The sequence below is a fragment of the Nesterenkonia sp. HG001 genome, assembly GCF_034438835.1.
In the GTDB taxonomy this organism is placed as follows: Bacteria; Actinomycetota; Actinomycetes; order Actinomycetales; family Micrococcaceae; genus Nesterenkonia; species Nesterenkonia xinjiangensis.
The window spans coordinates 51,918-76,292 of the sequence record NZ_JAOSZD010000005.1; the positions used below are offsets into that span (position 1 = coordinate 51,918).

Below are 24,375 nucleotides of genomic sequence, written 5' to 3' on the forward strand. Positions count from 1 at the left end.
GGTCCGTGACTGAGACGACTGCAGACGACACCGCCCCCACCACCACCCAGGGCACCCGGCAGGGTACGGCACCTTCGGGATCCAGCGGCGCCGGTGACTGGTCCGGCCGCCTGGTGTGGATCGACTGCGAGATGACGGGACTGGACCCGGATTCGCATGTCCTCATCGAAGCCGCCGCCCTGGTGACCGACAGCGAGCTGAACATCCTCGGCGACGGAGTGTCCGTCGTCATCAGACCTCCGGAGGGCGCCCTGGAGGGCATGGCTCCGGTGGTGCGCCGCATGCACACCGATTCCGGCCTGCTCAAGGAGCTGGACTCCGGAGTCAGCCTCGAAGAGGCCGAACGCCGGGTCCTGGACTATGTGCGGGCCTGGGTCCCGGAGGCGGGTGTGGCGCCGCTGGCCGGAAACACCGTTCATGCGGACAAGGCGTTCCTGCGTCTGGGCATGCCGAAGCTCATGGACCACCTCCACTACCGGATCGTCGACGTCTCCACGATCAAGGAGCTCGCCTCCCGCTGGTACCCCGAAGCCCGCGCCGAGGCACCGGCGAAGACTGGCAACCACCGTGCCCTAGGTGACATCCGAGACTCCATCGAGGAGCTCAAGCACTACCGCCGAACCGTGTTCCGGGCCCTCTGAGGCAGCCCCGACGACGCCCTCGCCCAGGTGCGGCCGAGATCACACTCCGCTCCGACCGGGCTCGATGTCTCATCCGGACGGAAATATGTGTAGACTGATTCGCGCTGCTCGAGCGGTCCGGACACCGGATCGGTCGAGCAGAGATCCGAGAAGGACCAAGAGGTCCGAAGCCGGATCATGGTGGGCGTAGCTCAGCTGGTAGAGCATCGCGTTGTGGTCGCGAGGGTCGCGGGTTCAAGCCCCGTCGCTCACCCCAAGAGATCCCCGGGATTCCGGGCAAGTAGAGCCGGACTCCCGGGGATCGCACCTCAAACCGAGAAAATCGCACCTGGCGGCGCCTAGACTGGCCGGATGGCAGTCATCGAGGAGCGCCGCAACAAATCGGGATCATCCTGGCGAGTCACCTGGTACAAGCAGGGCAAGCGCCAACCACCGATCACCCTGAAGTCGCGCCAGGAGGCCGAGGACTGGAAGCGGCTCATCGAGCTGCACAGGGGTGACCAGGATGCCGCAGGCCGAGACCTCGCCCGCGTCAAGCACACTGGCCCCAGCCTCGACGATGTATTCGAGCACTGGATCGAGCGCCACCGAGGAACGCCGTACACGCGGCAGAACTATCAGAGCTACTGGCGACTCCACCTCTCCCCCGCCATCGGGTCCTACCCCGTCTCATCCCTGGCGGCCGACGACATCCGGGCGATCGTGACCACCCTGGAGGACAAGGGCCGCGCCCCGAAGACGATCCGCAACATCGTCGGTACGCTCTCCCCGGTCCTCTCCCATGCGGTGAAGTACAGGTGGCTCGACGCCAGCCCTTGGGACGACGCACTGCTTCCACGGGCCAAGACGCAGAAGGTCGAACGAGACCAGTTCCTCTCCCTCCAGGAGGTGGACCTGATCATCTCCGGCCTGTGCAACCCGACCCCGTATCGCATCATGCTCGCCACGGGTCTCCGGCCGCAGGAGCTCTGCGCCCTGGACGTGTCGGACGTGAACCTGACTGCCCAGCAGCCCAGCATCCGCGTCACGAAGGCCATCAAGCAGGACCGAGAGCAGGGCGACTACATCGGCGAGCCGAAGTCCGAGCGGGCCGTCCGCACTGTCGGCCTTCCGCCGTCGGCCGTCGAGGAGCTGCGCCCGCTGGTCGAGGGTCGACCACCGTCTGCGCCCCTGTTCACTCAAGCCGCCGGCCCCGGGAAGAACGCCCAGCGCGTGCGGCTCCGCCGGAAGCGGATGTATCAGACCTGGCAGCGCCGAGTCGGGAAGCTCCGCAAGCCGGGCATCGACACGGAGGGCCAAGAGACGCCGGCGCCGCTGACGAAGAAGCCGGACCTCTACGCCCTGCGACACACGCACGCGTCCCTCATGCTCGATGCGGGCATGGAGATCTGGCAGCTCTCCCGACACCTGGGTCACTCGTCAGTGAACGTCACAGAGAAGCACTACGCGCACCTGAAGCCCGACGCGCACTACCAGGCCGCCAACTTCGCGGCCAAGGCCCTGGGTGGTGGGACCGCGGAGCTCGCGGCGTCATGATCCGTTCGTGTCAGACCCTCCCCGTAGGCCGGTCTCACCTCGTCTGGTGCAACAGCGAGTGATCCGGTCCCCGGGTCTGGCCGATACAGCGTCCCCCTCACGCTGGCCCAACCCGGGGTCTACCGTTTTCCACATGGATGCGGGGACACTTCGCGACTGAGATCCCTGATGCTGGCTAGCCCCATTGCGCAGGCTACTGCTGAGGCTCCCAGAACGCGCAGCTCTCTGTCGAGAAGGAGTAGTCGCTGGCCTGGATTGTCACCTCGACGCGCTGTCATATGATCGGGGTGACTGCATTTGACCGGAAGATGCACAAGTCCGAGGATCAAAACCAAGGGGATGTATGCCTGAACTGTGGGGGGCGGACTGGTGGGAAGCCGCGCAGGCTGTGGGCACCGTGGGTGCTACTGCAGTTGCTGTCGTGCTGGCACTCGCCGCAGGTATTCAAGCACGCCGCACGGAGAAGCAAAGGGTCAAAGATCAAGAGTCGAACGCGAAGGCCGAGAAGCGCAGCTCAGCAACTCTAGTTTCGGCGTGGATAGAGACGGAACTACATCCCTCTTCGGACGGTACGCACTACGTGCGGAAGGCGTTGATCCACGTCGCCAACGAGAGCAATGCGCCCGTATTCGACGTTCATGTCGTCGTTGGGGTTAGTCGTCCCCTGATCCAAGTTGGGCCCTTGGCAGTGCCAGTTCCAATTCCAACGCTTCCACCAGCGCGTCACCGCTCCTGGGACATCTCGCTAGGGATAGCAGCCTATGGAGGCGGCCTTCAACTGCCTTCAGAACCGATTGCAAGGCTGGAATTCTCCGATGCTGACGGCCACAGGTGGGTCCGAGACTTCGACGGAGCCCTGCAGCTGAAATCTGTTGAAGACGAGGCTAGCGCGCCCGAGGAAAAGGGGGATCCTCGGCAGGTCGAGGCGTCCAATGGTCTCAACCCGGTCTGGACCGTTGTCCAGTTCGTTAGCCTGATTACTCGTGAAGACCCGCCGGTCAAGCTTTCCGAGCTGGCCCCGCTCCTGGCTGAGAACGCGTCCGGCTGGAACGAGTTGGACGACGCCTCCGTTCAATCTTGGGGGGACGAGCTTGGAGACTTCGGGGTAGGTGCCTACGTCAGCTACCCAGCGCCTCAAGTTGCCTATGTCCGGCTGCTGCATGAAGGGGACCGTGCGAACAACGTCGGAGCGGGTGGTTCGGCAGAAGTCCGGGTCCAGTACGTCACCCTAGTTTTCTATCCTGGTGAAGGGTGGCGCGTTTTCAGTCTTGGAGGCGGCGTAACGCATCCCGACCGGATTGAGTTTCCCCCAGGGTCGATTTCGGACGACCCTTGGGAGCCGACAAACTAGCTTCAAAATCCGGGGCCGTGCACCTCACACCGTCCCGGATCCGCCCCTCTAAGAACCTGCTGGCAAGGCCTCCCGGGAAGTGGCCTGGATCCTGGTGCTCCCTGCGATGGTGACCGCTCTAGGTATCGCAGAAGTTCGCAGGCCAGGTCACTGGTTAGGCCGAACGACAGATGCGCCCGGCCTCCCTCGAGGGAGGCCGGGCGCTGATCATGCGGCGACCATTATCATCCAGCGACGAACATGGTCACCGACCGCCCGGGCCGCCGGGCTTTGTTCACGGCGGCCGGCTCCATCAGCCTGATCTGGAGTCGTTCTCCCCTCATCGCCAACTTGCGCTATGTCGCCTACTAGGCGACAATAGAAGTGTGCTCAAGGGGAGCACTTGAAAACAGAAGAAAGGAGGTGAGGCGGATCGAGACAATCGGACTCATCATCGGGGCCGCAGGGATCGCAGTCAGCATCCTGGCCTGGCGGTTCCCCCGACCCGCACGATGCCCGCACTGCGGGAAATGAGGAAGGGGACCTGGATAAGGTAAGTATCCAGGTCCCCGACCTCGGGGTCCATTCTACGATCCGCTCCACACCATGAACAGCATCATCCGCACACCCTGGCCCTGGGCAGCCCTCGCCGTCCTCGCTGGCACTCTGGTCGCCGCAGGCCAGTGGCCACACCTCGCGGTCATCATCGCCGCCGCCGGATGCTTCATCTCCGGGATGGGCATCCAGCGGCACCGCACCGAGACGGAGCCCCGACGATGAGCAGCCAGGAGGAACTGATCTCACAGGCACAACAGACCTACGAGCGGGTGCGCAGCGAGCAGGAGCAGCTGCGCACCCGTGAGCGGGAACTGAAGGCCGAGCGCGCCGCATCACTCCAGGAGGCCCTGGACGGCGGCGTGACGGCCACACGCCTAGCCGAGGAGATCGGCATCAACCGGGTCACCCTGTACAAGCTCCTGAAGGAACACAGGCCCCGCTGAGATCTACCGAATCGTGACCCGCCTGTCATCGACCCATGTCACACCCGGTGCGTAGACTCATCCGCAGATCAACACGCTATAGGGGTACGCATCAGAGAGGACACCATGCACACTCGCACCATTCACCGCGCCGCGGTCGCCGTCGGCGCCGCTACCCTGCTGGCCATCACTGGCTGCAATGAGACCGGAGAGCCTGAGCCCGAGAGCGCGGATGCCCTCAACGCCGAGCAGGCCATCCACCCAGAGCCCGGAGGAGAGTCCAGCGACGCGGACGACACTCCCCGCCCGGTCATCAATGCGCCAGAAGTTGAGCCCTGCCCATACCAGGACGAACTCGCCGCCCAGGCGCCCGACGACCCGGACGAATTCCTCGATGAGATGGACTCGCTGATCTCCGAAGCCATCGACCTCGGATGCGAACCCGACATTCACGGCTCGATCACCTTCGAGGAGCCGGTCTACGTATACGACGACGGATCTACCCTCGACGAGCTCATCAGCGTCCGCCACGCCATGTCCGTCGACGACATGTGCGATGAGGGCTACATCTCCGAGGAGGACTGCGAGAACGAGCTCCCCTGACTCCAGGGCTTCCTCTACACGCACGAATGGGCCGCGCCCAGCACCGAGTCAGGTGCTGGGCGCGGCCCTACGTGTACGTCCTTACCAGCCCACTCCGATCTGCGCTCGATAGGCTGCAACCTCGACGCTCCAGGCTGCCCAGGAAGTGGTCGAGGACCCCGTCTCCAGGCGCCACTTCGACCACTGCCGAGAGTTGTGGCCAGCGCCGGTGTACTCCCAGTAGGCGCGGCCCCCTCGTCCGCCTCCCGCGTTGCCCCAGCGGATGCCGTGGCGACGGATGGTGCGCGTGCGGTAGTAGGTGTCCGTGTAGGCCACCTGCCAGGCGCCCTGCTCAAAGTCAGACCCGGAGGTGCTCCGTGTCCACCCGTAGATAGCGCTGGTGCTTGATGTCGACGCAAGGGACGTCTGACTCAGGTTCGCATCACTTTCCGTGGTGGCACCCGGCGTCGGCTCGCCGGAGATCCGCTTCCCGAGCTCGTAGGTGGCCAGATCGATGTGTCCCAGGGCGAGTGCATCGTCCTCGTTGAGGGCTTCCTCCACATCGATGATCGTGTGAATCGGCGATCCGCCGACCAACACTCCCGTGTTGAAGTCCACCGAGCCATCCCAGTCGGGCCGGTATCCGAGCTCGTAGGCACGATCCAGCAGTGGGCGCCAGTCATCTTGCGGATCGAGCTTCTCAGCGACCTCCGACAGCGCTCGGAGGATCTTCTCGCGGGCACTGGACTCGATGATGGCCCGGTTGTGCTGCTCAATGCTCATAGACTACTCCAGTTCTCTCGGTTTCCCCGGCCTCACTGGCCGGGCTGGTCTCCCCCGTCGCGCTCGCGGGGGACGTTGAGTGAGCCGATACCCGCGTTTCCGTCGGAGGCTCCGGCGCCGACGGCCTTGAGTACGGACAGCAGCCCGGCGATCAGGCCGGTGATCCCGATCCCGGCCCAGTCGATGGCGGCGTGGTCGATCACGCCCGTGATCTCGCCGCCGACGGCGACGACGATCAGGGCTGCCCAGGTCTGGGCGATGGTGGCGACGGCGCGCTCGGCGGCGTCCTTCCAGAACGTGATGCTGTACATGAGCGGTCCTCCTGTGTTCATCGGTTGATCCTCGGCGCACGGGCGTGCTGCGGCCACTTGCTGTCAAGGTGTCGAAGCTGGGCGTTGAGATAGGCGAGCTCCGCGCCGATGGTCATCGGCCCACGGACCCCGTCGATGAGGCCGGCGTAGTGGTCCCGGGTGGTGAGGAAGTCCTGCAGCGCCGCCGTAGTGCGCTCCCCGAAGTCGCCGTCTGCCGGTCCGACGTCCTCCCCGAGGTCGTCGAGCCACCGTTGGATCGCCTCGGTGAGGTCATCGTCGTCGTAGCCGACCCGGGCGAGGAGCTCGACCCAGGCGTAGTGAGACTCCCAGGTGTGGGCGTCGCGGCCGGGCAGGGCGCGTCCGGGCCACTGGCCGACGTAGAGGCCGGCGCTGGTGTCGGCGTCGGTGCCCTCGACCTCGGATCGGTGCACGAACCAGTGATCACCGACCCCGAACCACCCCGGGGTGTCTCTGCTGGGGTCTCGACGGATCGCGTGCCCTGCTCCCACGTGGCCGATGGGGTCACGGTCCCGGGTGGCGGCCGGGTGGACGGGAACGCGGCTGCCGCCGACGAGGAAGTCCTCGGACGCCGAGGGCGCCGATGGGGCGGGCTGTGTCCCGCCTCCTGCTGCCGCGTCGGTGGCCCAGCGGCCGCGGTCGATCGCGGCGCGCAGCTTCTCCCAGTCGACGCCGGTGGGATCGGTGCGGCGGGTCGGCGCCCATTCGCCGTGCATGACGTGGCGGATCTCGCCACGCCACTCCTCGTCGAAGGCGGCGCCGATGCGTGCGCCGGTCTCCAGCTGCGCAGCCGTCACCGGGTGGCCGGACCCGTTCGCGTCGAACGAGACCCCCACGGAGTAGCGGTTCGCGTTGTCCCGGGGCATGCCGAACCCGGAGCCGCGGCCCGCGTGCCCGGCAGTGCCGGCGGCGATGATGTGCGCGGTGCCGTCTCGGCCGATCAAGATCCCGTACAAGGGATAGCCCAGGCCTCGGACCGTGTAGTTCAACGTCGGAGCGTCGGAGGACGAGGCACGGAACGTCGAGTCGGAGGTCTCGGTGGTGTGCCACATGACCGCACGCACCTCGGTCAAACCCCCGCTGTGGGCGGTGCGGGTCTGCCAGCCGTCCTGTGTGCGGAAGGGGACATCGGCGTCGCGGAGCAGCCGGTCCAGGCCAGTGAGGAACATCAGGGTCTCCTGTTCATCGGGCATAGGAAGACCCCCGCCGGATGACGGGGGTCGAGGGTGATCAGAGCCCTTCAGGGCGGGGCGGCGGCGGAGGCTCGCGCCGGTCACGGATGTGATCTTCCAGGGTGTCGATGTGGTCGCCGAGGAGCCGGATCACCACCGCATCCTCTCGCCGCTTGTCCCACAGCTCACCGATGCGGCGGTCCTGCTCCAGCGAGTGCGCTCGCACCTGCTCGGCCTTATCCTCGGCCTGCTTCAGTCGGGACCAGAGGTGCCCCTGGGTCGCGGCCATCACGGTCAGGATGACCCCCGTGAGGCTGATGATCGCGGTCATGGCGGCTGTGCTCATTCGACGCCTTTCATGCGTTGAGTCGTTTCGTCTCGGCTGGCAGCTCCCCGCCCTCGAGCTGGTCCCACAGGCGGACATCCTCTTGGCCGATCGTCCAGAGGGCGATGCCGGCGAGGCCCCAGTCGTGGTCTGCCCGGCCGCGCCAGCGGACGATGGTCTGCGCGTCGGAGAAGTAGACGAGGCTGGCCCCGTCGCGGTCGATGACCATGAGCCGGCCGATCCACACGTCGTGGTCGGTCGGCCGGACGACCACCTCGGTGTCCGCCCCAGTGGCGATCGGCAAGCCCTGCCAGTGCTCATAGACCCAGTCCTGGGAGATGCTGGTCTCCTGCCCGGCCCTGGACTCGGGCTCGTCGACGTCCTCGAGGGGTCGGAACCGGTTGCGGTCGTCCCACTCGACGCCCTCACGGGGCAGGCGGCCGAACAGCTCCGTGCTGCCGTTGACCTCGACCTCGAATGCCTCGCGGGGCTGGTACCACCACCCGTCGCCCAGGTAACTGTGATCCAGCCACACCTGCCCGGTGGTGTCATACTCTGCGACGCCGTCCATGGCAGGGGTGACGTCCTCCTCGAGGGCCAGGGGGACGCTGGTCTCGCTGATGCTGTAGTAGACCCGGGCGGTGCCCTCGCGGACGCGGAGGGCGAGGACCGCCCGGCCGCTGCCGGGGTCGGCGCCGACCGGCCGGGACGCGGAGGTCATGCTGGCGAGCTCCGTGCCGTCGGTGTCGAGGAGCCGGACCTGCCCGGTGTTGTCGGCCTCCGCGGTGATGCCCTGCAGGGTGATACGGAAGGCGCCGGCGTCGACGTACTGGTAGCGGGCGAGCGCGTAGAGCGCTTGGCTGCCGAAGTCATTGGCGAACCGCAGCCGGCCGGACCCGCGGAACTGTGAGTAGCTGCTCTGGTCCTGCTGCCACCAGAACCAGGTCTCCCCGTCCGGCTGGGTGTAGAGGTTGTCGAGCTCGGAGGCTCCGGCGTAGTCGTCGATAATCGTGGCCGCGACCGGGTCACGCTTGATGACCTCCGTGGTCAGCGTGTACCCGGTGCGCGGTGACACCGGTCGGCCGGTGTTGTCGATGACCTCGGCGGCGTGGAACTGGTAGGTCAGGTGGGCGTCGCCGACGCTGTTGTCCGTCACGCTCCACAGCGGCACCGCCGAGGGGAGCCCATATCGGACGGCGTAGTCGCGCTGCTGGAACTGATCGAACAGGACGCCGCGGCTGGTCTCGGTCTGCTGGGGGAACCGCCAGTCGTAGCAGTCGCTGATCCCCCAGAGGGATTCGGAGGACTGGTCCCGGTAGCAGATCCAGCCGGTGTTGTGGTGCCGGCTGGACCACGGGGTGACGCCGGTGAACATCTGCCAGGCGGCGTAGTAGCTGCCCGGGAGGCCGCGGTACTCCGTGGGGTCCGGCTTGCGGTGGATGCGCCAGAACTGTCCGTACAGCGGCAGGCCCATGTGTACCTTGGCCGGGTCGATCTGGGAGGCGGCCCAGTCGTAGACCTCCTCAAGCCAGAAGCCGGGGCTGATCGGTCCCGGCGCGCTGCCGCTCCATGCGAAGTCGTAGGACATGATCTCGACACGGTCGAGGATGCTGCCGAGCTGCGCGTAGCGGACCCAGTTCTCCCCGCCGATGCTGCCGGTGCTGGTCAACGGCGGAAGGGCTGCGGAGCACTCGCGGCCGAGCCCGTGAGCCCGGTCCGCGACCGCTTGGAATATCGCTTCCGACTCCTCGGAGCGGGTGTCGCCGCCATACTCCATGTCGATGTCCACGCCATAGAGCCACGGGTAGGCCTCGAACATCTGCGACTGGACCTGGTCGGCGAGGTGCCCACGCGCTGCCGCCGAGTCCCGGAGCGCATCGAAGATCGCCCGCGGCCCGTCGTCGGGGTCGTCCATGTTGCGGAAGCATCCCCAGAACCGGATGTGCGGCCACTGCTCCCGGTACGGGTCGAGGAGGCTGGGGTCGAACGTCTCAGTGAGGCCTCCGTTCCGGTCGACGGACCAGGCGAAGATCGCCACGTCGGTGATCCGGTCGCCGTAGTGCTCGAGGGCGAACTGGACCCGCTCGTTCCAGAGCAGCCCGACCCATACCCACACCGCCGACGCGTTGGTCATTCTGGCTCCCTGTCCTCCCATGCCAGGCGCAGATGCGCCCGGTCGTCTGTCTCGGTCCTGACCCACAGGTCGGAGCGGCGGGTGATGATGGGAGGCCTGCCCCAGCCCTGAGAGGCCTTGTGCCGGCGGCCGTCGACCTCCGCGGTCCCGTCGACCTCACCGAACCGGTAGGAGCCGACACGGACGTCGCCGGGGCTGGTGGTGGCGACCCCGACCTGCACGGGGGTCGCGGCGTCCAGGTTCGCCAGCGCGACCACCTCGAGCCCGTCCTGGATGACTGCGTTCCGGTACTGGCGGCCGCCCGGCCGGGTGCCGACCTCCCGTGGGCTGACGGTGACGCCGGTGGCCGGCTTGCCGGGCTGCAGCTGCACGTCGGTGATGTCGATGCGGGCCGTGGCCGGGAGGTCGCGGGCGCGGATGCGCAGCGTGATGCGCCGGACACCTCCGGGGGTGTGGAGGGGTCGCTGCAGCCTCACGCCGGATCACCTGGCAGCGTGTCGGGCCAGTCGTCCTCAGTGACCCATAGCGCGGAGAGACGGAACTGCCCGTCCGGTCCGGTGACCCGGAATCGGCCGTGAAGCCACACGGTCAGCAGTCCGAGCTCCGGGCTGCCGATGCCCTCGGCGACGGTGGCGTAGTAGGTCTGCGAGGGCCGGAACCCCTCGGGGTAGACGTCGGCCTCGTCATAGGTGCCCTCGCCGAAGTCCACCGCCACCACGTACAGGGCGACGAATGGGCCGCGCCGCTCCGTGTAGATCCCGAAGTTGGTGGAGATGTTCGGGAACAGGTCGGTGATGTCCCGGAGTCCGGTGCCCTCCTCGGCGCGGTCGGCGAACTCCTCGACGGCCTCGAGGCGGGACTGCATCGCGGTGAGCTCGTCCTGCACCGTGGCGAGCTGATCCTGCACCGCGGAGACGTCGTCCTGCAGGTCGCTGACGTCCGAGCTGAGTCCGTCGACCTCGCCTTGGACCTGGTCGGCGGTGCTCTGTGCCTCCTGCGCCCAGGATCGGGCGGTGCTGTCCTCGGTGCCGTCCTCCTCGATGGCGCGGACTCTCTCGTCGAGCTCCACCAGGTTCGCCGATGGGTACATGCCGGCCTCCTCGCTGACTCCTGCCGACCATGGCAGCTCGGTGGTGTGCGGCATCCACCCGGTGACGGTGGCGCCGGGCTGCAGCTGCACGTCGGTGACGGTGACTTCCGCCTCGGACGGCAGGGACCGGACCCCGACGCGGAGGGTGATTTTCGCGGGTCGGTCCTGGCCGACATTCAGCACGCCGTGCATGCCAGCGCCTCCCTTCGGTCAGCTCAGCTCGAGCTCGATGGTGTCGGTGCTGCCGTCCTCGTACTCGACGACCGCCTCGACGGTGAGGTCCGGCGTCCAGCCGGAGGGCCCGTCAGTGTCGATGTCGAAGCTGAACGCGTAGTCCTCCCGGTTGTCCGGGGCGATGGTCTGCTCGATCCACCGCTCCCCCGACCCGGCGAACCGGACCGCGTAGTCCCCGGTACCCTGCCCGGTCTCGACGATCTCCGCACCGCTGGATGCCCAATGCGCCAGGCCCTGGTCGAACCGGCTGTTCAGCAGCAGGTTGAACGGCACCAGGTCGAAGGTCGACACGTCGCTGCCGGTGGTCATCGACGACGCGTTCCCCGCGTCCTCGGAGCCGAGCTCCCGCAGCTTGGCTGACAGAGTGACCTCCGAGCGCCACGGCTCGATGACGTTGTACTCCATGGCCACGATCCGCTGCTTGTCGTCGACCCCCAGCTCCGGGTCGATGACGGTGACCAGGTCTCCCACGTCGAACCGGTCGATGTCCCGATCAGTCACCGCCGACATGTCGCTGACGGTCAGCTCATAGGAGACATCCGGCCGGGACCGGCGGGCCACCGCATCCAGTGCCCGGTCGAGCATCGCGTGCGGAGAGGTGCCGGAGTCAAAGGTCAGCGTCGCCTCGCGGACGTCGTCGGTATAGCTGAAGTCCTCCACGTAGGGCACCCCGTCGTTGACTTCAGCGATGGTGGTGCCATCCTCGTTTCTGGCGTAGATCCGAGTCACCAGGCTGGTGGTGTCCTCCACCCGGCGGACGTCGCTGAGGCCACGCTGGGCGAAGAACGAGACGCCCCGGTCCCGGCCCTCCCGTGTCACGAGGGACACCGTCCGGTCCGCGTTGTTGAACACAAGATCCCCGCCGTGCTGCTCCTGGATGGTGCGCAGCGCCTCCAACGGGTTGGTGTCCTCGAGCTCGTAGCTGCGCCGGGTGGTCACATTCGCCACGCCCACACTCCACCCGGTGCCCTCGAGGACGTCCTCCATGGCCTGGCCCGCGGAGGTCTGGGTGTAGTCCTGCCCGGTCACCTCGCCGGCGGTGGCCAGCTCATAGAAGCGGGCCTCCGCGTAGATCTCCAGGACTGGCTGGCGGCCTGTCCTCGCGGTGCTGATGCGGCGGATCCAGTAGCGCTCGCCAGCGACCTCGACGATCCGCTCGGCGCGGATCAGGTGCGCATGCCGGTGGGAGGCCGGGATGCTGAGCTCGAAGGTGTGCTCCCCGTTGACCTCCGTGGTGACTACGGCCTCGGTCGGGTCGATCACTACGGCGGCGGGCTGGTCGTCGTCCCAGAGGATGACCGGCGCGTAGGGGTAGACGGGCGGGTCGCCCTCCTCCCACTCGCGTGCCTCCACGGTGGCGGTGAAGCTGCGGCTGGCAGTACGGCCGAGCTCGTCGGCGAGGGTGATCGTCACCGAACCGGTGTCAACTTCGAAGCCGGCGGCGACGGTGAGGGTGCCGTCCTCGGTCACGTTGACATCGACCAGCCGGTCGGCGGTCGCCGACCATTCGGGGTCGCCGGAGACCTGGAACTCCAGCTGCTCGGTGTGCAGCTCTCCCTGTCGCAGAGTGATGTCGCCGATCGACTCGAGCTCGGGCGGCGGATCCTCCGGGATGGTCAGCGTGATGCCGGTGAACTCATCCCCCGAGTCGAGCGGGATCTCCCAGCGCATGAGCCCGTCGAAGGTCTCCGGCAGCTCAGCCGGGTCGGCCTCCTCCCAGGTGTCGCCGTCGTCCTCGGAGAGGTAGGGGGTCGCCCCGTCCGGGGCTCCCTGGACGACCGGCTGCTTCTCCCAGGTGACCTGCTCCGCACCCGTGTGCAGGGTGCCGGCCTCGGTGGCGGTGACCCCGTCCTCGGTGACCTCGAACGTGTCGAGGTGGTCCTCGTCCTGCCCGTTGGCCCACTGGCCATGCGCCATCGCCTCGGCGAACGCCTCGAGGTCGAAGCCGGGGCCGGGGTGCGCGACGAGCGCCTCGTCGAAAGCGCCGCCGGTCCAGTAGTTCGCGGTACGCAGGTCGAAGATGTCGAGGTTCGCGCTGCTGCTAGTCGCCGGTGCCCCGGAGAGGTCACGGACCGGGCCGGTCCAGGCGCGGCGGCCCGCCCGCTCGACGCTGATCATCTGGGAGGTCTGGGCATCGTAGTCGACCAGCATGCCAACGAACTGGTAGCTGGTGGTCTGGACCCACGGGTGGTCCTCGTACTGGTCCAGCACAAGGTCGCCGGCATCGTCGTAGACCTGGTGACGGATGCGCCCCGAGGATCCCGAGGTCGACAGGTACACGACCGGGTCCGCGCCGGCCCGGGTGGACATCAGCGGGTTGAAGCTCATCGTGTACTGCTGCCGCACCCACAGACCGAGCAGCAGCCGGCCGCCCGTAGGCCAGAGCCCGTCGAAGTGGGCCAGCTCGAACCGGCCCTGGTCCTCGGCCGGGTCGACGGTGTTGACCCCCATGTGCAGGCCCCAGTAGCCGTCGGTGTACCCGTCGTTGGCGCCGCCGGGGATCCGCTCCCAGGTGCGGGTGTCGTCGACGGCGTCGTAGTACAGGCTGCCGCCGGCCGGGGCGATGCGCTGCAGCGCGACCGGGTTGAGGTCCGGCCAGGACAGGGGCACCTCGCCCGAGTAGGCGAACCGGTCGGACCACTGCGGCATCAGATTCTCCTCGCGTTGGGCCGGAATGTGATCGCCCGCGCCGGGGACACCTCGACCTGGTAGGTCTGTCCCTGCTCGAGCCTCGGCCGGTCGTAGTTACTCATCCGGTGCACCGCCGAGGACACCGCCTCATCCCGGTCGGTGTTCCACAGGTAGAACTCCATCCGGTGGTAGTCGAGCACGAGCTCGTGGGTGGTGCCCCACGAGTAGAACCGGGTGAGGCTGACCTCGTGATCCCCGATGGTGATCGTGTACTCCTCGTCATTGCCGTTGGTCGAGACGACGAGGGTGGGGTAGGCACTGGTGTTGCCGATGTCGTGGGTGTAGGTCAGTGACCCGGTAGCGGTGAGCTCGGTCGGGTCCGCCTCGAGGGCGGCCGGCTCCGGGCCGACCGTCTCGAAGACGACATCTCCTCTCAGGCTCAGAGGCGATGCGCCACGCCAGATGACTCGTTCCCAGTCGATGGACTCGGCGACGACCGCTTCCGGGATCGCCCAGTCCTCGTCTCCCTCGATCACCAGGTCACGAGGCCCACGTGCGGGGTCGAGCATCGCCATCAGCTCATCCCGGCGCCGGTAGGTCTGCTCCGCAGACGGGCCCATGACGCGGACCTCGAAGACGATCTGCTGGGCCTCCCGGGACGCGCCGCCGAAGAATCGACCGTTGCGTCCCGGGGCATCGACGGTGTGAAGCTCCAGCCCACCGAGTGAGGGCCACTCGGTGAGCCGGGCCTCGACACCGTCGAGGTCGTCAGCCAGGACTCCGCCGTAGGTGAAGCTGGTCATCGCGTTGCTCCCTCCAGGCTGACGCGGCCCCGTGACCGGTCTGCCCGCTGGATGCGGGTGTTCAGATCCTGCGAGAGCTGCTTGACCCGGTCGTCCGAGTCCAGGCGTGCTCCGCGCATGTCCACATTCAGCGTGAGACCGCCGCCGGAGCCCTGGCCGCCGGAGCCACTGTCGGCGGGGTCCACGCGGGCCGCGCTGGGCACTCGTGGGCCTTCCACGTCGGGGGCTTGGATGGCGGCCGCCGCGGCGATGCGCTCAGCCTCGGCGACAACATCGTCTTCACCCTCGGCCATGCCTTCGGAGAGCATCTTGGTGATGTTGTTGCCGCCGAGCTCCGGCGGGTTGTCCCGCAGCGGGCCTTCCTTCGCGGGCGACCAGGGCAGGAAGTCCTTGACCACATCGACCGCGCCGGAGATCGCATCTCCGACCCCACCGACCATGTTGGTGATGCCGTCGATGAGGCCCTGGATGATGTTCTGTCCACCCTCGAATAGCAACGATCCCAGGTCGCCGAGGTTGGCGACGATGTCACCGGGGATGCCCTTCACGTAGTCGAGCAGCTCCACGAACTTCTCGACCGCGGCATCCTTCACCGAGAGGATCCACTCGCCGAACTGGACGTACAGCTGCGCCAGAGCGATCAGACCCTGCACGATCCGCTCCGGGATCGAGGAGATCCAATCGACGATGCCGTCCCAGATGTCGGAAGTCCAGCGCTTCGCGGTCTCCCATCCGTCGCGGACGAAATCTGCCGCGTTGGAGGCGGCATCGGTCACCCAATCGACGATGTTGTTCCACGCGTCGACGACGAAGGTGACCACCGCATCCCAGGCCTTGGCGGTCCACGCGGAGACCTTGTCCCAGTTGGCGATGATCAGCGCGGCCAGGCCGACCACTGCCGCGATGATCCAGCCGATCGGCCCCATGGCCACCAGCCAGGCTGCTGCCATGCGGGCGGCGTGGATCATCGACTGCACACCCATCAGCACCCAGCCGGCCACCACACGTGCAGCAGCAGCTGCCATGGCGGCCGCACCGCGGACCGCGGAGGCGATGATCTGAGCAGTCCACACCGCGGCGATCCGCACACCCGAGGCCACAGCCGCAGCAGTCATCGCCAGGAACCGGGCCGTGATCTGAGCCGCCGCCGTGATCATGGCCGCCACGCCCTGCGCTGCGGCCACCACCATGCGAGCCACCCAGGCAGACAGGGCGGCGACCTTCGCCCAGATCGCCGTGGCAGCTGCACCGATGCCCGTCACCAGCCCGACCACGCCCTTGGCGAGCAGCGGCACCACCGTGAGGATCCCCTTCAGCAGCGGCCCCAGGGCCATCATCGGCATCGCCAGCATCCCGGCCGCCTCGGCGAGGCCGCCGTACTTGAACATCAGGTTCTCGACGTTCTGCTGCAGCTTCTCCATCGGGGTCATCAGATCGTTCATCTGATCGGCCTGTTCTTGGGCCAGGCCCGGCATCGGCTCCACAGCTTCCCCGTACTCGTCCCATTCCTCGGCGGTCAGCCCCAGGGTGTCGAGGAAGGTGTCCATGTCGCCCTCGGAGTCAGCCACCGAGCGGCGGAACTCGCGCACCGCTTCCTGCCCGGTGTAGCCCTGATCCCGGAAGTGCTCGATGCCGGCGGCCGCGTCGTCCAGGCCGAAGCCCAGGCCCTGCAGCTCATCCGGCACCCGGCCCAGGTTGCGCTCCAGGGTGGCCAGGGGCACGTCGGTCTGAGTGATCAACCGTGCCATCTGGTCGGAGTTCTCCCCGACGTCGTTGAGGTCATCGCCGAACGGGGCAAGCATCTTGTCCGCGGCCTCGATCGAGTCGGTCAGCTCCATGCCGGTGGCATCGGCCAGCGTGTCGACCGCAGGCAGGATCTCCTCGAACCCCTCGCGGGTGGTGATGCCCTTCTGTGTCAGCAGATCCATCCCATCGGCGGCGTCGGCCGCGGCGAAGGTGTGGTCCGACATCCCGTGAGCGAGGTCGCGCAGAGAGTCCTCGGTCTCGCCGGTGGCGATCGAGGTCCGGCGCAGGGAACCCGTGGCGTCTGCCTGGCCCCGGGCGAAGCCCTCCAGAGCGGCACCTCCGGCGGCAGCACCGATACCGATCCGCCCCAGGTTGCGCTCCACCGAATCCACGGCAGACTCGATCCCGGAGGACAGCTGGTCATCGACACCGACGCGGACCATCAGGTCAGCAAGACTGGCCATGACTGGCACCCCCCTACTTCTTGGGCTCGCCCTTGAACTGTTTGGTCATCGCCTGGGCGATCATCTTCATGTCCTGCCACTTCTGAGCCGGTTTGCGGTCCCACTTCGGGATCAGCTTCTCGAGCTTGACCTTCTTGGAACCCAGGCCCTGCAGGATGTAGAAAGCGGTCAGGGCGGCGTTGGTGTCGTCGCGCTCCGTGCCGAGCGGCCCAGTGACACGCTCATAGGCCTGCCACTGGGTTAGCTCGGCACTGGAGATGCGCGAGAGCATCTCCTCCCGGGTCATCCCGCCCAGGTGGGCGGTCAGTCGGAAGGTGAATCGCCGCCAGCCGCCTCGCCGAAATCCTCGACCGCCTCCTCGGCTGCGCCCTCGTCCATGCCGGAGACCTCACGGATCGCCCCATAGACGCGGTCGAGAGCAGCCCCGGACTTGCGGCCCAGCTGCACGACCTCCTTGTCGGTGAACATCCGCTCCCCGTCCTCGCCGACGATGCACTTCGCGGCCAGCGAGGCGCGTACGTCATCCACCGCACCGAGGTTCTTCCGGGAGGCGGCCATCTTCATCTCGAAGGCATCACGCCCCTGTCCGGTCAGGCCACGGACGCGCACGGTGCCGCCCCATTCGGGCACCTCCACGTCACGGGTGGGCAGGTCGTCGGCTCCGAGGATGTCGGACTTGGACAGTAGAGTCATCAGGCGGCCTCCGTGATCTCCGGCTTGGAGGTGACCTTCAGAGTCATCTCCGCAGTGAGCTTGTCGTCGTAGGGTGCATCCGGCTCGAATGCGGTCAGGATCGCCTCGAAGGCCCACACGGTGCCGTCGGGGAATGCGATCTCGTACTTGATCGGGTCGTCTTCCTCGAAGTCGTCGACCAACTTGTCGTGCTGTGAGGGGTCGTAGTTGACCTCGACGGAGACCTCGCCGGGATCCTTCAGCCCGCCCAGGAACTCCATGTACCCGTTGGGGCTGTCGTGGCTGGTGACGTCCAGGGTCTCCCGCGAGATGTTCGGCGGGGACAGCGAGGTCACGTTGGCGATGGGCTCGAAGCCGCCCGCGTCATCCTCGCGGGAGAGCGTGGTGCCGAAGGCATCAATGCCGGCCATGGTTCAGTCCTCTTTCTGCCGCTTCACGCGGCGTGCTCTGTCTCGATGGAGAATCGGCACGCGACGTGCCGGATGTCGTTGTCCTGCTCTGTCTGAGTCACCGTCTGTGCGTGATGCACGTAGACGGTGTGCAGCCCCTCGATCTCCAGCGGCTGGTGATCGAGGATCCGCACCAGGTGATTCGCCAGCGCGGAGATCTCCCGCTTGCCGTGGTAGGTCGACCAGCCGTGGATGGTGATCGTCGACCGGGATCCGAAGCGGTCATGGGCGCCGCCCGGGGTCACCGTCGTCTCGCCGATGCTGATGTAGGGAAACTCGGTGTTCTTCGGGACGTGGTCGTAGACTCCGGTCACCTCGGCCATCAGCTCGGCATCGCCGGTCAGGGCCTGGTAGATCGCGGCCTGGATCGGCCATACCGGGTCGGTGTTATCCATTCGCGCCCCTCTCTATGGCCTGCCGGGCCCGCTCGGGCCAGCGCTTCCGGGATGCCTCGGCGGCCGGGACCATGTAGGGCTGGCCGGGATCCGAGCTCTTGCCGAACTCGTTGACCATGGCCTTCTCATAGGGACCATCGAGGTTCCCCGAACGCGGGGCGACGTCAGCAGTCATGTCCCCGACGCGTGCCTCGATCGAGTCGCGCAGGTCGCCGGAGTCCACGCGGACGTTGTCCTGGGCGTCCTGCTCCAGCTCGGCCGCTTCGGCCTCCAGCGCGGACTGCAGCTCCTGCTTGATGCGACCTGCGGCCCGGGCGCCGGCGGCCTTGAGCTGGCCGGCGCCGTCGATCTTGACCCGGAGACTCTTAGCCACCGGACTTGCCCCCGGCCTTGTCCCGTGTCTTGGACTCGGCCTTGGCCTGCGCCTTGGGCTCTGCCTTCGCCTCTGTCACGCGCTCCCAGGACTTGGACTTCTCCAGCCGCGGGATCATCCGCGAGTAGGTCGCGATCTTGCCGGTGGTCTTGTTCCGGTATCGGGTCGTTGCCATGACAGCCTCCTCAGCTGGTCGTCTCATCGAATGGGGTCTTGCGCACGGTCGCTCGGGCGATCGCGCTGTGAGTGGAGGACAGCGGGTCCGACTGCAGCTGGTAGAACTCGCCGTCGACCTCGATGCGGTCGCCGTAGGAGACCTCGGCGTCGAGCGGCATCATGGCGCTGTGGGTGATCGTCACGCCCATCTGCGCGGCGACCTGCAGCTCGGTATCCGAGGGGCTGGTCAGCTCGACGCTGATCGTGCGTTCCTGGTCGACCCAGTCGACGATCTGCCCGCCGCCCTCATCGGTGGTGGTCTCCTTGCGCCAGACCTGCGCGGAGACCATGAGCCGCTTCGCGTAGTTGCCGATGGCGCACTGCATGCCCGGGGGAATCATGCGAGCCTCCGGCGCCAGATCAGCGGGCGCAGATCCTCGCGCTGCAGGCCGCTCAGGGTCAGCTGCGGCAGCATGTTCTGCCCCTCACGGACCACGAAGCTCGGCGAGGTGCTGTCGAATCCCAGCGAGTCCAGCAGCTGCGGATTCGCCACCGCACGAGCAGCGAGCTCCAGCGTGATCCGCTTGGCCGTCAGCAGCTCTGCAGAGTCCTCCTTGAAGCCGGTGGTGTAGGTGATCTCCACGTCCTCGTCCCACACCCCGCCGTCGAGGCGACGCAGGGCACCGTCGGCGCGGACCCGGAAGTCCTCACCCTCGAACGCCTCAGCGTCACCCTCGACCACGGTGGCCACGTCCAGCGGCCAGCCCGGAGGGACCACCCACAGGACAGGACGACCAGACCCCGGGAGGACTTCCTCCACCTCGGCCTCGGTCAGACTGTGCCGCACGTAGGCGTCGATCGTGGACGAGGCCAGCTGCAGCACCAGCTCAGCGTTCTCAAGTTCGCAACCGGTCAGCGACTTCAACTCATCCGGTGTCGCGTAGGGCATCACTCACCCCGCAGACGAGCCTGCAGCTCCGCCTTCGTCCCCGCGGTTGAGAGGTCGCGCTCAGCAGCCAGCTCGCGGAGTTCTGCCACCTTCAGCGAGTCCAGGTCGACCGACTCGGGCGCGGACTCCTCAGCGATCTCATCGGCAGGCGCATCGGAAGGCTCGTCGGGCTCCTCCTCGGCTGCCTCGTCCGCAGAGACTGCGTCGCCATCGGCTTCAGCTTCGGCCTGCACCGTCTGCTCCGCGATGGGCTCCGTGGTCGTGACGTCGAGCGTCACGTCTTGGCCATCCACGACGGATGCGTGCCCAGCGGCCACCAGCGAGCGGGCCACACCATCCGGCACGTCCACCTGGCGCCCCTTGGTGAGACTCCCGCCACGGGTAGCCACAGAGTTGTTCATCACGATCTTCATGTCCACTCCTCAGGGTTGGACCCGCCCCGCCCCCGCACCAGAGACGCGGGGACGGGACTGGTGATCAGCGGGATCAGCCGGTGGCCGGCACCCGGAGGCGGCGCAGGTAGGCCGGGTTGGTGACATCGCCACCGACCCGGAAGTGGACCTTGAAGCCGACCATGCCCTCCTCGGCGTAGAGCTCCTCCAGTCGCTTCAGGGTCACGCCCATGCGGTCATAGACCCGGTAGCCAGCGTTGAAGTCACCGAACGCGGCGACATGCTGCTCGGAGCCGTCACCCGGAACCTCGGCGATGTCCTCCTGGTTCTCCAGCGCGTAGCCCAGGAAAGTGTTCGGACGTCCTGCCTGCACGCTGGGCTGCCACAGGTACTGGCCGTTGTCGTCCTTCAGGGTCGACAGCAGCAGCTCCGTGGTGGAGGCGAGGATGAACCGGCCGTTCCGGCGGGCCTGAGAGGGCACGGCGTAGATGAGCTTCTTGAAGTCATCGACCGTGACCCCATCGGCCTGTCCGGCATCAACCGAGGAGACACCGCCACCGGAGGTCATGAAGCCGGTGGGCTGGTGCGAGGAGTTGCCGCCACCGATGGTGAAGGCCGTGTCCTCGGCCTCGGCGATGGCGCGGGCGAAGCTGTCCCGGACGAAGGCCTCCAGGTCGACGTCGGAGTCCATCAGCTCGTCCTCGCCGATCTTGGCCAGCCCGTAGAGGTCCTGAATGTAGGTGTACTCCTCCTGCGGGGTGGAGGGCATGGAGTCGGAGAGGCTCTGGTCCCCGGTCTCCAGCTTGCCCCAGCCGACAGAGACCTCGTCGAGGGAGCGACGACGGACACGGTTGGTGCCGATGGTCCGCTGACCGGCGATGTTGCGCACCACGGTCAGGGCCGGGATGTCGCGGCGCAGCTCGGTCTCCAGCGCCTCGGGCACCAGGATCTCGCCGGCCTCGTCCTGCACCAGGGCGCGTGCCTCGGGAGATAGACCGCCGCGGCCGTGGCGGATCAGGTCGAGGAACGCCATACGAGCGTCGCGGGCCTCGGCGTCACCGGGCAGGTTCGACGTCCGGTAGCCCTTGGCGCCAGACTCCCGAGACCCGGCCTCCGGGTTCTCCGGGTTGGGGATGGACCGCGCCATCTCCAGGTCGCGGGCCTCCTGCTCCTCGACCCGCTCGATGCGGTCAGTCAGGGAGCGGAACTCGTTGTTCATCCGCTCGTAGGACTGGCGCTCCTCAGCGCTCAGGTCGCGGTTCTCGTTCTCGCTGCGGGTGACCAGCTCTCGCGTCTGCTCGACCACGCTGGCGCGCTGCTGTCGCAGCTCAATGCTCGAAGGCATCGTTCAACCTCCTCGGTTGTCGTATGGGTAGTGAAGGGATGCCTGCTGCGCGCAGGCGTGGTCGCCCCGACGAGGGGCACCGCGCCACCCGGCGAGGGCGGCGCGGAAGAATCAGGCGGAGCTCACGCGCTCCATGTAGTCGACGCCGAGCCGCGCAGCCGCCAGGGCGAGGCCCCGGCTGTCCTCCTGCGCGTCGCCAGCGGGCGCGTCCTCCCCGCCCTCCGGCGAGGTTTCCTCCTCGGCGTCGTTGAGCAGTGCGCTCAGGGACTCGACGGCCTGCTGCACCGCGGCCTTGTGGTCATCCGTCAGGGCGGCGCCTTCGCGGACCGCGTCGAAGGCGCGGGCCATGGCGAGGGTGCGCCCAGACTCGACCACCGCGGAGGGGTCCATGGGCACGGAGACAGCAGAGAACTCGATGAGCTCCCACTCGTGGACGTCGCCGGTGCGGGTGTCCATGTCGGTGATGTCGAACCCGACGCTGACTGCGTTGAGGAATCCCTCACGGTAGAGCCGGTCAGTCTCGGCGCCCTCGGGGCTGCCGGTATCGAACACGGCATCAGCCAGCAGCTGCCCGTCCTCGATGGAGATGTTCTCGGCTCGCCCGATGGGCAGCCGCGAGTAGTCATGGTTGGGCATCACGACCGGGTTGGCCTTGAAGCGCTCCAGGTTGGCACCACTCATCTGCAGGTTCAGGCCGTCGCCCTTACGGCCCTCGGTGGCGACGATGAATCGGATCGGCCGACCGGGCTCAGTGCCGGATGCCTCGGCACGCTGGGCGAAGCCGTGGAGGTACACGCGGTTCATGATCTGTCCCTTCCGGGGTTGGTCATCTGTCGGTCATGGGCGGGGCGCCCCTTCTGCCTCTCCTGCTGCTGGCGGTCGTGCGCCTCGTCTCCGCACTGGTGCTCACCCGGGTGTCCCTCTCGGAGCACGCAGAGCCCACGGCACCCGGTACTGGTCGATCCGCAGATGGTCATGTGCTGACCTCCATGTCGCATTGGCAACCTGCAGCCTGGTCGGCGTCGAGGTTCGCCCAGTCGCCGGGCCAGCGGGCCCCGTTGGAGAACGTGTCGCCGACGTCGACGGTCTCGCCGTCGAGCGCCGCGTGCTCCGAGCGGGGATTGCCCGAGTTGGTCCGCCAGGTCTTCTTCTTCGCGCCCGACTGCTTGGCTGCCTCCTGGCGCCCGAACCCGAACGCCTCGGTGACCCGGCTGACCGCGATCTGTGAGGCTCGCGCCGTGGTCAGGTTCTCGAAGACGTTGCGGATCTCGTCTGCGTTGGATGCGGATGCCACCGCGCTGAAGGTGGAGTCGTTGATCTGGCGTGCTGTGTTGCGCCCCATCGTCGACATCCACCCAGCGAAGCCGCCGTCGTCGAGATCCAGGCCGAACCGCGATAGCACCTCACGCGAGGAATCCAGCGCAGCGGACAAACCCAGCGAGGCCAGCAGTCGGGCGAGCTCGCGATCCGAGGATTCCCGGTCGATCGCTCGGGCTCCGCGCCCGGTGTACTCCGCCAGAATCTCCTCCTGCTGATCAGCGAAGAACCGAGACAGCGCCCGCTCGTGGGCCGTCACGTGCCGCTCTCGCATCGACGGCGACCGCGTCGCGGATCCTGCGCTGCGGCGTGCCCGTTCGGGCTCGTCGAAGGTGCCGGCCGGCACCATGTTCAGCGGATGCAGGTAGACGTCGCCGCCGTCGACCGGGGACTCGTCCTCCTTGCGGAGAATGTCGTTGGTCGAGAGCCAGCCCCACTGCTTGCCGATGGCGTAGGCGTCGTAGCGTGTCTTGATGTCGCCGCGTTCCAGGGCGGCGGCGTTGAACTTCACGTACAGGTCGGACTCGGCGAACAGCCGGTTCAGGACGCGCTCCAGTCGTACGATCCACGGCATGAGCGAGTAGCGGACGAACGCGACACCCTGCTCGGCGATCCCGGAGCCCCACGAGGTGGAGCGCTCCACGTCGCCGATCAGGTGTGGAGGCACGAAGAAGATGTGCCCTGCGATGGTCGAAGACGTGTACTTCTGCGTTTCCAGGAACTGGGCTTCGGCCGGCGGAAGGCCGACGTTCTCCCAGCTGACTCCGCCTTCAAGCACCGCAGGCTTATGCGACTTGCCGAATCCGCCGTGCGATTCGTTCCACTGCTGGTTCAGTCGGTCGAACTGCTCGTCAGTCAACGAGCCGTCAGTGGTGAGGACGCCGCCGGGCAGGGCGCCGCGTGCGAAGAATCCGGCGCCGTACTCCTCGGCCGCGAATGCGGTGCCGATCTTGGTGCGGGCCAGGCCGATCGGGGACAGCCCCCAGTTGCCCATGCCGAATGCCCGGAAGTGCAGGATGCGATCCTGCGGCACAGCACGCTTCTGCCCGGGCGTGAAGCCGGGCACGTACTCCGCGCTGTTCAGCGTGATCAGGTAGGACAGCTTGCCCGAGGCGGTGCGCTTCATCTCCACCGAGGTCGGGGCGATCGGCCACAGACCCTTGGTGCGGCCATCGCCGCCAATCTCCCGGTAGGCGATGCCGTTGCCGCGCAGCAGCATCCAGCCGACCATGCCTCGGAAGAACTCTCCAGCGTCCACGTCAGGATTCGGGCGGTCCGTCAGCAGTGGGATCAGCGGATGGTCTCGCACCTGTTCGCGTCCGTTCGCGGTGCGCCGGTAGACGTGGACTGGCAGCTGAGCGATGGCCTCCGAGATCAGTCGCACGCAGCCGTAAACGGCGGAGACCTGCAGTGCCCGCTCTGCGTCCACCGCGACCCCGGCTGCCGTGGAGGTGCCGCCGAGTCGAGGCATCCGGCCCCGCTTCACAGGATCAGAGGCAGAGAAGAACTCACGAAGAATCGGCACA

At 67.3% G+C, this 24,375-nt stretch carries 28 protein-coding genes and 1 tRNA gene; 7 read left to right on the top strand and 22 right to left on the bottom strand.

The window, feature by feature from the left end:
• The first annotated feature begins 113 nt into the window (after positions 1-113).
• The 7 genes from orn (at position 114) to ODE13_RS09785 (ending at position 5,090) form a co-directional block, all read left to right on the top strand.
• A complete protein-coding gene (orn, locus tag ODE13_RS09755; RefSeq protein ID WP_322479328.1) occupies positions 114-641 on the top strand; it encodes an oligoribonuclease in 528 nt (175 codons plus the stop codon).
• Between the two features lie 180 nt (positions 642-821).
• A tRNA-His gene (locus ODE13_RS09760) sits at positions 822-897 on the top strand.
• A 95-nt stretch (positions 898-992) separates the two neighbouring features.
• A complete protein-coding gene (locus ODE13_RS09765) occupies positions 993-2,177 on the top strand; it encodes a tyrosine-type recombinase/integrase (protein WP_322479105.1) in 1,185 nt (394 codons plus the stop codon).
• Between the two features lie 343 nt (positions 2,178-2,520).
• Positions 2,521-3,528 carry a hypothetical protein gene (locus tag ODE13_RS09770; RefSeq protein WP_322479106.1) on the top strand — a complete coding sequence of 336 codons (1,008 nt, stop codon included), beginning with the start codon at positions 2,521-2,523 and terminating at the stop codon, positions 3,526-3,528.
• A gap of 585 nt (positions 3,529-4,113) precedes the next feature.
• Positions 4,114-4,287: a hypothetical protein gene (locus ODE13_RS09775; RefSeq protein WP_322479107.1), complete on the top strand. Its 174-nt coding sequence runs from the start codon at positions 4,114-4,116 to the stop codon at positions 4,285-4,287.
• A complete protein-coding gene (locus ODE13_RS09780) occupies positions 4,284-4,508 on the top strand; it encodes a hypothetical protein (protein ID WP_322479108.1) in 225 nt (74 codons plus the stop codon). The genes ODE13_RS09775 and ODE13_RS09780 overlap by 4 nt, the downstream gene beginning before the upstream one ends.
• A 105-nt stretch (positions 4,509-4,613) precedes the next feature.
• Positions 4,614-5,090, top strand: a complete 477-nt coding sequence (locus ODE13_RS09785) for a hypothetical protein (RefSeq protein WP_322479109.1) — start codon at positions 4,614-4,616, stop codon at positions 5,088-5,090.
• Positions 5,091-5,171: 81 nt separating this feature from the next.
• Here the strand turns inward: ODE13_RS09785 and ODE13_RS09790 are convergent, their stop codons facing one another.
• The 22 genes from ODE13_RS09790 to ODE13_RS09895 form a co-directional block, all read right to left on the bottom strand.
• Positions 5,172-5,852 carry a hypothetical protein gene (locus tag ODE13_RS09790; protein WP_322479110.1) on the bottom strand — a complete coding sequence of 227 codons (681 nt, stop codon included), beginning with the start codon at positions 5,850-5,852 and terminating at the stop codon, positions 5,172-5,174.
• Positions 5,853-5,884: 32 nt separating this feature from the next.
• Complete coding sequence (locus ODE13_RS09795; RefSeq protein ID WP_322479111.1) at positions 5,885-6,184, bottom strand: holin; 300 nt, start codon at positions 6,182-6,184, stop codon at positions 5,885-5,887.
• Positions 6,181-7,350 (bottom strand): N-acetylmuramoyl-L-alanine amidase, encoded by a 1,170-nt coding sequence (locus ODE13_RS09800; RefSeq protein WP_322479112.1) that lies wholly within the window; start codon positions 7,348-7,350, stop codon positions 6,181-6,183. Before ODE13_RS09800 ends, ODE13_RS09795 begins: the two co-directional genes overlap by 4 nt.
• Positions 7,351-7,411: 61 nt before the next feature.
• Complete coding sequence (locus ODE13_RS09805; RefSeq protein ID WP_237090044.1) at positions 7,412-7,699, bottom strand: hypothetical protein; 288 nt, start codon at positions 7,697-7,699, stop codon at positions 7,412-7,414.
• Positions 7,700-7,709: 10 nt separating this feature from the next.
• Positions 7,710-9,812, bottom strand: a complete 2,103-nt coding sequence (locus ODE13_RS09810) for a glycosyl hydrolase family 18 protein (protein WP_322479113.1) — start codon at positions 9,810-9,812, stop codon at positions 7,710-7,712.
• Entirely contained in the window at positions 9,809-10,288 is a 480-nt protein-coding gene (locus ODE13_RS09815; RefSeq protein WP_322479114.1) for a hypothetical protein, read from the bottom strand. The genes ODE13_RS09810 and ODE13_RS09815 overlap by 4 nt, the downstream gene beginning before the upstream one ends.
• Positions 10,285-11,094, bottom strand: a complete 810-nt coding sequence (locus ODE13_RS09820) for a hypothetical protein (RefSeq protein ID WP_322479115.1) — start codon at positions 11,092-11,094, stop codon at positions 10,285-10,287. Before ODE13_RS09820 ends, ODE13_RS09815 begins: the two co-directional genes overlap by 4 nt.
• An 18-nt stretch (positions 11,095-11,112) precedes the next feature.
• Positions 11,113-13,785, bottom strand: a complete 2,673-nt coding sequence (locus tag ODE13_RS09825) for a phage tail protein (RefSeq protein ID WP_322479116.1) — start codon at positions 13,783-13,785, stop codon at positions 11,113-11,115.
• Positions 13,785-14,570, bottom strand: coding sequence for a hypothetical protein (locus ODE13_RS09830; protein ID WP_322479117.1), 786 nt, complete (start codon positions 14,568-14,570; stop codon positions 13,785-13,787). Before ODE13_RS09830 ends, ODE13_RS09825 begins: the two co-directional genes overlap by 1 nt.
• Entirely contained in the window at positions 14,567-16,780 is a 2,214-nt protein-coding gene (locus ODE13_RS09835; RefSeq protein WP_322479118.1) for a phage tail tape measure protein, read from the bottom strand. Before ODE13_RS09835 ends, ODE13_RS09830 begins: the two co-directional genes overlap by 4 nt.
• A 13-nt stretch (positions 16,781-16,793) precedes the next feature.
• Positions 16,794-17,066, bottom strand: a complete 273-nt coding sequence (locus ODE13_RS09840; protein WP_322479119.1) for a hypothetical protein — start codon at positions 17,064-17,066, stop codon at positions 16,794-16,796.
• Positions 17,067-17,083: 17 nt separating this feature from the next.
• Positions 17,084-17,473 carry a hypothetical protein gene (locus tag ODE13_RS09845; RefSeq protein WP_322479120.1) on the bottom strand — a complete coding sequence of 130 codons (390 nt, stop codon included), beginning with the start codon at positions 17,471-17,473 and terminating at the stop codon, positions 17,084-17,086.
• Positions 17,473-17,883, bottom strand: a complete 411-nt coding sequence (locus ODE13_RS09850; protein WP_322479121.1) for a phage tail tube protein — start codon at positions 17,881-17,883, stop codon at positions 17,473-17,475. The genes ODE13_RS09845 and ODE13_RS09850 overlap by 1 nt, the downstream gene beginning before the upstream one ends.
• A 23-nt stretch (positions 17,884-17,906) precedes the next feature.
• A complete protein-coding gene (locus tag ODE13_RS09855) occupies positions 17,907-18,317 on the bottom strand; it encodes a DUF3168 domain-containing protein (protein ID WP_322479122.1) in 411 nt (136 codons plus the stop codon).
• Positions 18,310-18,690 (bottom strand): HK97 gp10 family phage protein, encoded by a 381-nt coding sequence (locus tag ODE13_RS09860; protein ID WP_322479123.1) that lies wholly within the window; start codon positions 18,688-18,690, stop codon positions 18,310-18,312. Before ODE13_RS09860 ends, ODE13_RS09855 begins: the two co-directional genes overlap by 8 nt.
• Positions 18,683-18,865, bottom strand: a complete 183-nt coding sequence (locus ODE13_RS09865; protein ID WP_322479124.1) for a hypothetical protein — start codon at positions 18,863-18,865, stop codon at positions 18,683-18,685. Before ODE13_RS09865 ends, ODE13_RS09860 begins: the two co-directional genes overlap by 8 nt.
• A gap of 10 nt (positions 18,866-18,875) precedes the next feature.
• Positions 18,876-19,232, bottom strand: a complete 357-nt coding sequence (locus ODE13_RS09870; protein WP_322479125.1) for a phage head closure protein — start codon at positions 19,230-19,232, stop codon at positions 18,876-18,878.
• An 11-nt stretch (positions 19,233-19,243) separates the two neighbouring features.
• Complete coding sequence (locus ODE13_RS09875) at positions 19,244-19,795, bottom strand: hypothetical protein (RefSeq protein ID WP_322479126.1); 552 nt, start codon at positions 19,793-19,795, stop codon at positions 19,244-19,246.
• Positions 19,795-20,208, bottom strand: a complete 414-nt coding sequence (locus tag ODE13_RS09880; RefSeq protein ID WP_322479127.1) for an SAP domain-containing protein — start codon at positions 20,206-20,208, stop codon at positions 19,795-19,797. The genes ODE13_RS09875 and ODE13_RS09880 overlap by 1 nt, the downstream gene beginning before the upstream one ends.
• 73 nt (positions 20,209-20,281) lie before the next feature.
• Positions 20,282-21,532 carry a phage major capsid protein gene (locus tag ODE13_RS09885; RefSeq protein ID WP_322479128.1) on the bottom strand — a complete coding sequence of 417 codons (1,251 nt, stop codon included), beginning with the start codon at positions 21,530-21,532 and terminating at the stop codon, positions 20,282-20,284.
• Positions 21,533-21,643: 111 nt separating this feature from the next.
• Entirely contained in the window at positions 21,644-22,336 is a 693-nt protein-coding gene (locus ODE13_RS09890; RefSeq protein ID WP_322479129.1) for an HK97 family phage prohead protease, read from the bottom strand.
• A 169-nt stretch (positions 22,337-22,505) separates the two neighbouring features.
• Entirely contained in the window at positions 22,506-24,374 is a 1,869-nt protein-coding gene (locus ODE13_RS09895; RefSeq protein WP_322479130.1) for a phage portal protein, read from the bottom strand.
• Position 24,375: the final 1 nt, after the last annotated feature.

What these genes read in the sequence shown, in the direction of transcription:
- ODE13_RS09795 (WP_322479111.1), bottom strand. Translation starts at nt 6,184, where the DNA reads ATGAACACAGGAGGACCGCTCATGTACAGCATCACGTTCTGGAAGGAC.
- ODE13_RS09875 (WP_322479126.1), bottom strand. Translation starts at nt 19,795, where the DNA reads ATGCCCTACGCGACACCGGATGAGTTGAAGTCGCTGACCGGTTGCGAA.
- ODE13_RS09775 (WP_322479107.1), top strand. Translation starts at nt 4,114, where the DNA reads ATGAACAGCATCATCCGCACACCCTGGCCCTGGGCAGCCCTCGCCGTC.
- ODE13_RS09810 (WP_322479113.1), bottom strand. Translation starts at nt 9,812, where the DNA reads ATGACCAACGCGTCGGCGGTGTGGGTATGGGTCGGGCTGCTCTGGAAC.
- ODE13_RS09890 (WP_322479129.1), bottom strand. Translation starts at nt 22,336, where the DNA reads ATGAACCGCGTGTACCTCCACGGCTTCGCCCAGCGTGCCGAGGCATCC.
- ODE13_RS09800 (WP_322479112.1), bottom strand. Translation starts at nt 7,350, where the DNA reads ATGTTCCTCACTGGCCTGGACCGGCTGCTCCGCGACGCCGATGTCCCC.
- ODE13_RS09790 (WP_322479110.1), bottom strand. Translation starts at nt 5,852, where the DNA reads ATGAGCATTGAGCAGCACAACCGGGCCATCATCGAGTCCAGTGCCCGC.
- ODE13_RS09830 (WP_322479117.1), bottom strand. Translation starts at nt 14,570, where the DNA reads ATGACCAGCTTCACCTACGGCGGAGTCCTGGCTGACGACCTCGACGGT.
- ODE13_RS09820 (WP_322479115.1), bottom strand. Translation starts at nt 11,094, where the DNA reads ATGCACGGCGTGCTGAATGTCGGCCAGGACCGACCCGCGAAAATCACC.
- ODE13_RS09885 (WP_322479128.1), bottom strand. Translation starts at nt 21,532, where the DNA reads ATGCCTTCGAGCATTGAGCTGCGACAGCAGCGCGCCAGCGTGGTCGAG.
- ODE13_RS09840 (WP_322479119.1), bottom strand. Translation starts at nt 17,066, where the DNA reads ATGACCCGGGAGGAGATGCTCTCGCGCATCTCCAGTGCCGAGCTAACC.
- ODE13_RS09870 (WP_322479125.1), bottom strand. Translation starts at nt 19,232, where the DNA reads ATGCAGTGCGCCATCGGCAACTACGCGAAGCGGCTCATGGTCTCCGCG.
- ODE13_RS09770 (WP_322479106.1), top strand. Translation starts at nt 2,521, where the DNA reads ATGCCTGAACTGTGGGGGGCGGACTGGTGGGAAGCCGCGCAGGCTGTG.
- ODE13_RS09825 (WP_322479116.1), bottom strand. Translation starts at nt 13,785, where the DNA reads ATGCCGCAGTGGTCCGACCGGTTCGCCTACTCGGGCGAGGTGCCCCTG.
- ODE13_RS09855 (WP_322479122.1), bottom strand. Translation starts at nt 18,317, where the DNA reads ATGGATAACACCGACCCGGTATGGCCGATCCAGGCCGCGATCTACCAG.
- ODE13_RS09865 (WP_322479124.1), bottom strand. Translation starts at nt 18,865, where the DNA reads ATGGCAACGACCCGATACCGGAACAAGACCACCGGCAAGATCGCGACC.
- ODE13_RS09880 (WP_322479127.1), bottom strand. Translation starts at nt 20,208, where the DNA reads ATGAAGATCGTGATGAACAACTCTGTGGCTACCCGTGGCGGGAGTCTC.
- ODE13_RS09780 (WP_322479108.1), top strand. Translation starts at nt 4,284, where the DNA reads ATGAGCAGCCAGGAGGAACTGATCTCACAGGCACAACAGACCTACGAG.
- ODE13_RS09850 (WP_322479121.1), bottom strand. Translation starts at nt 17,883, where the DNA reads ATGGCCGGCATTGATGCCTTCGGCACCACGCTCTCCCGCGAGGATGAC.
- ODE13_RS09785 (WP_322479109.1), top strand. Translation starts at nt 4,614, where the DNA reads ATGCACACTCGCACCATTCACCGCGCCGCGGTCGCCGTCGGCGCCGCT.
- ODE13_RS09835 (WP_322479118.1), bottom strand. Translation starts at nt 16,780, where the DNA reads ATGGCCAGTCTTGCTGACCTGATGGTCCGCGTCGGTGTCGATGACCAG.
- ODE13_RS09765 (WP_322479105.1), top strand. Translation starts at nt 993, where the DNA reads ATGGCAGTCATCGAGGAGCGCCGCAACAAATCGGGATCATCCTGGCGA.
- ODE13_RS09845 (WP_322479120.1), bottom strand. Translation starts at nt 17,473, where the DNA reads ATGACTCTACTGTCCAAGTCCGACATCCTCGGAGCCGACGACCTGCCC.
- ODE13_RS09805 (WP_237090044.1), bottom strand. Translation starts at nt 7,699, where the DNA reads ATGAGCACAGCCGCCATGACCGCGATCATCAGCCTCACGGGGGTCATC.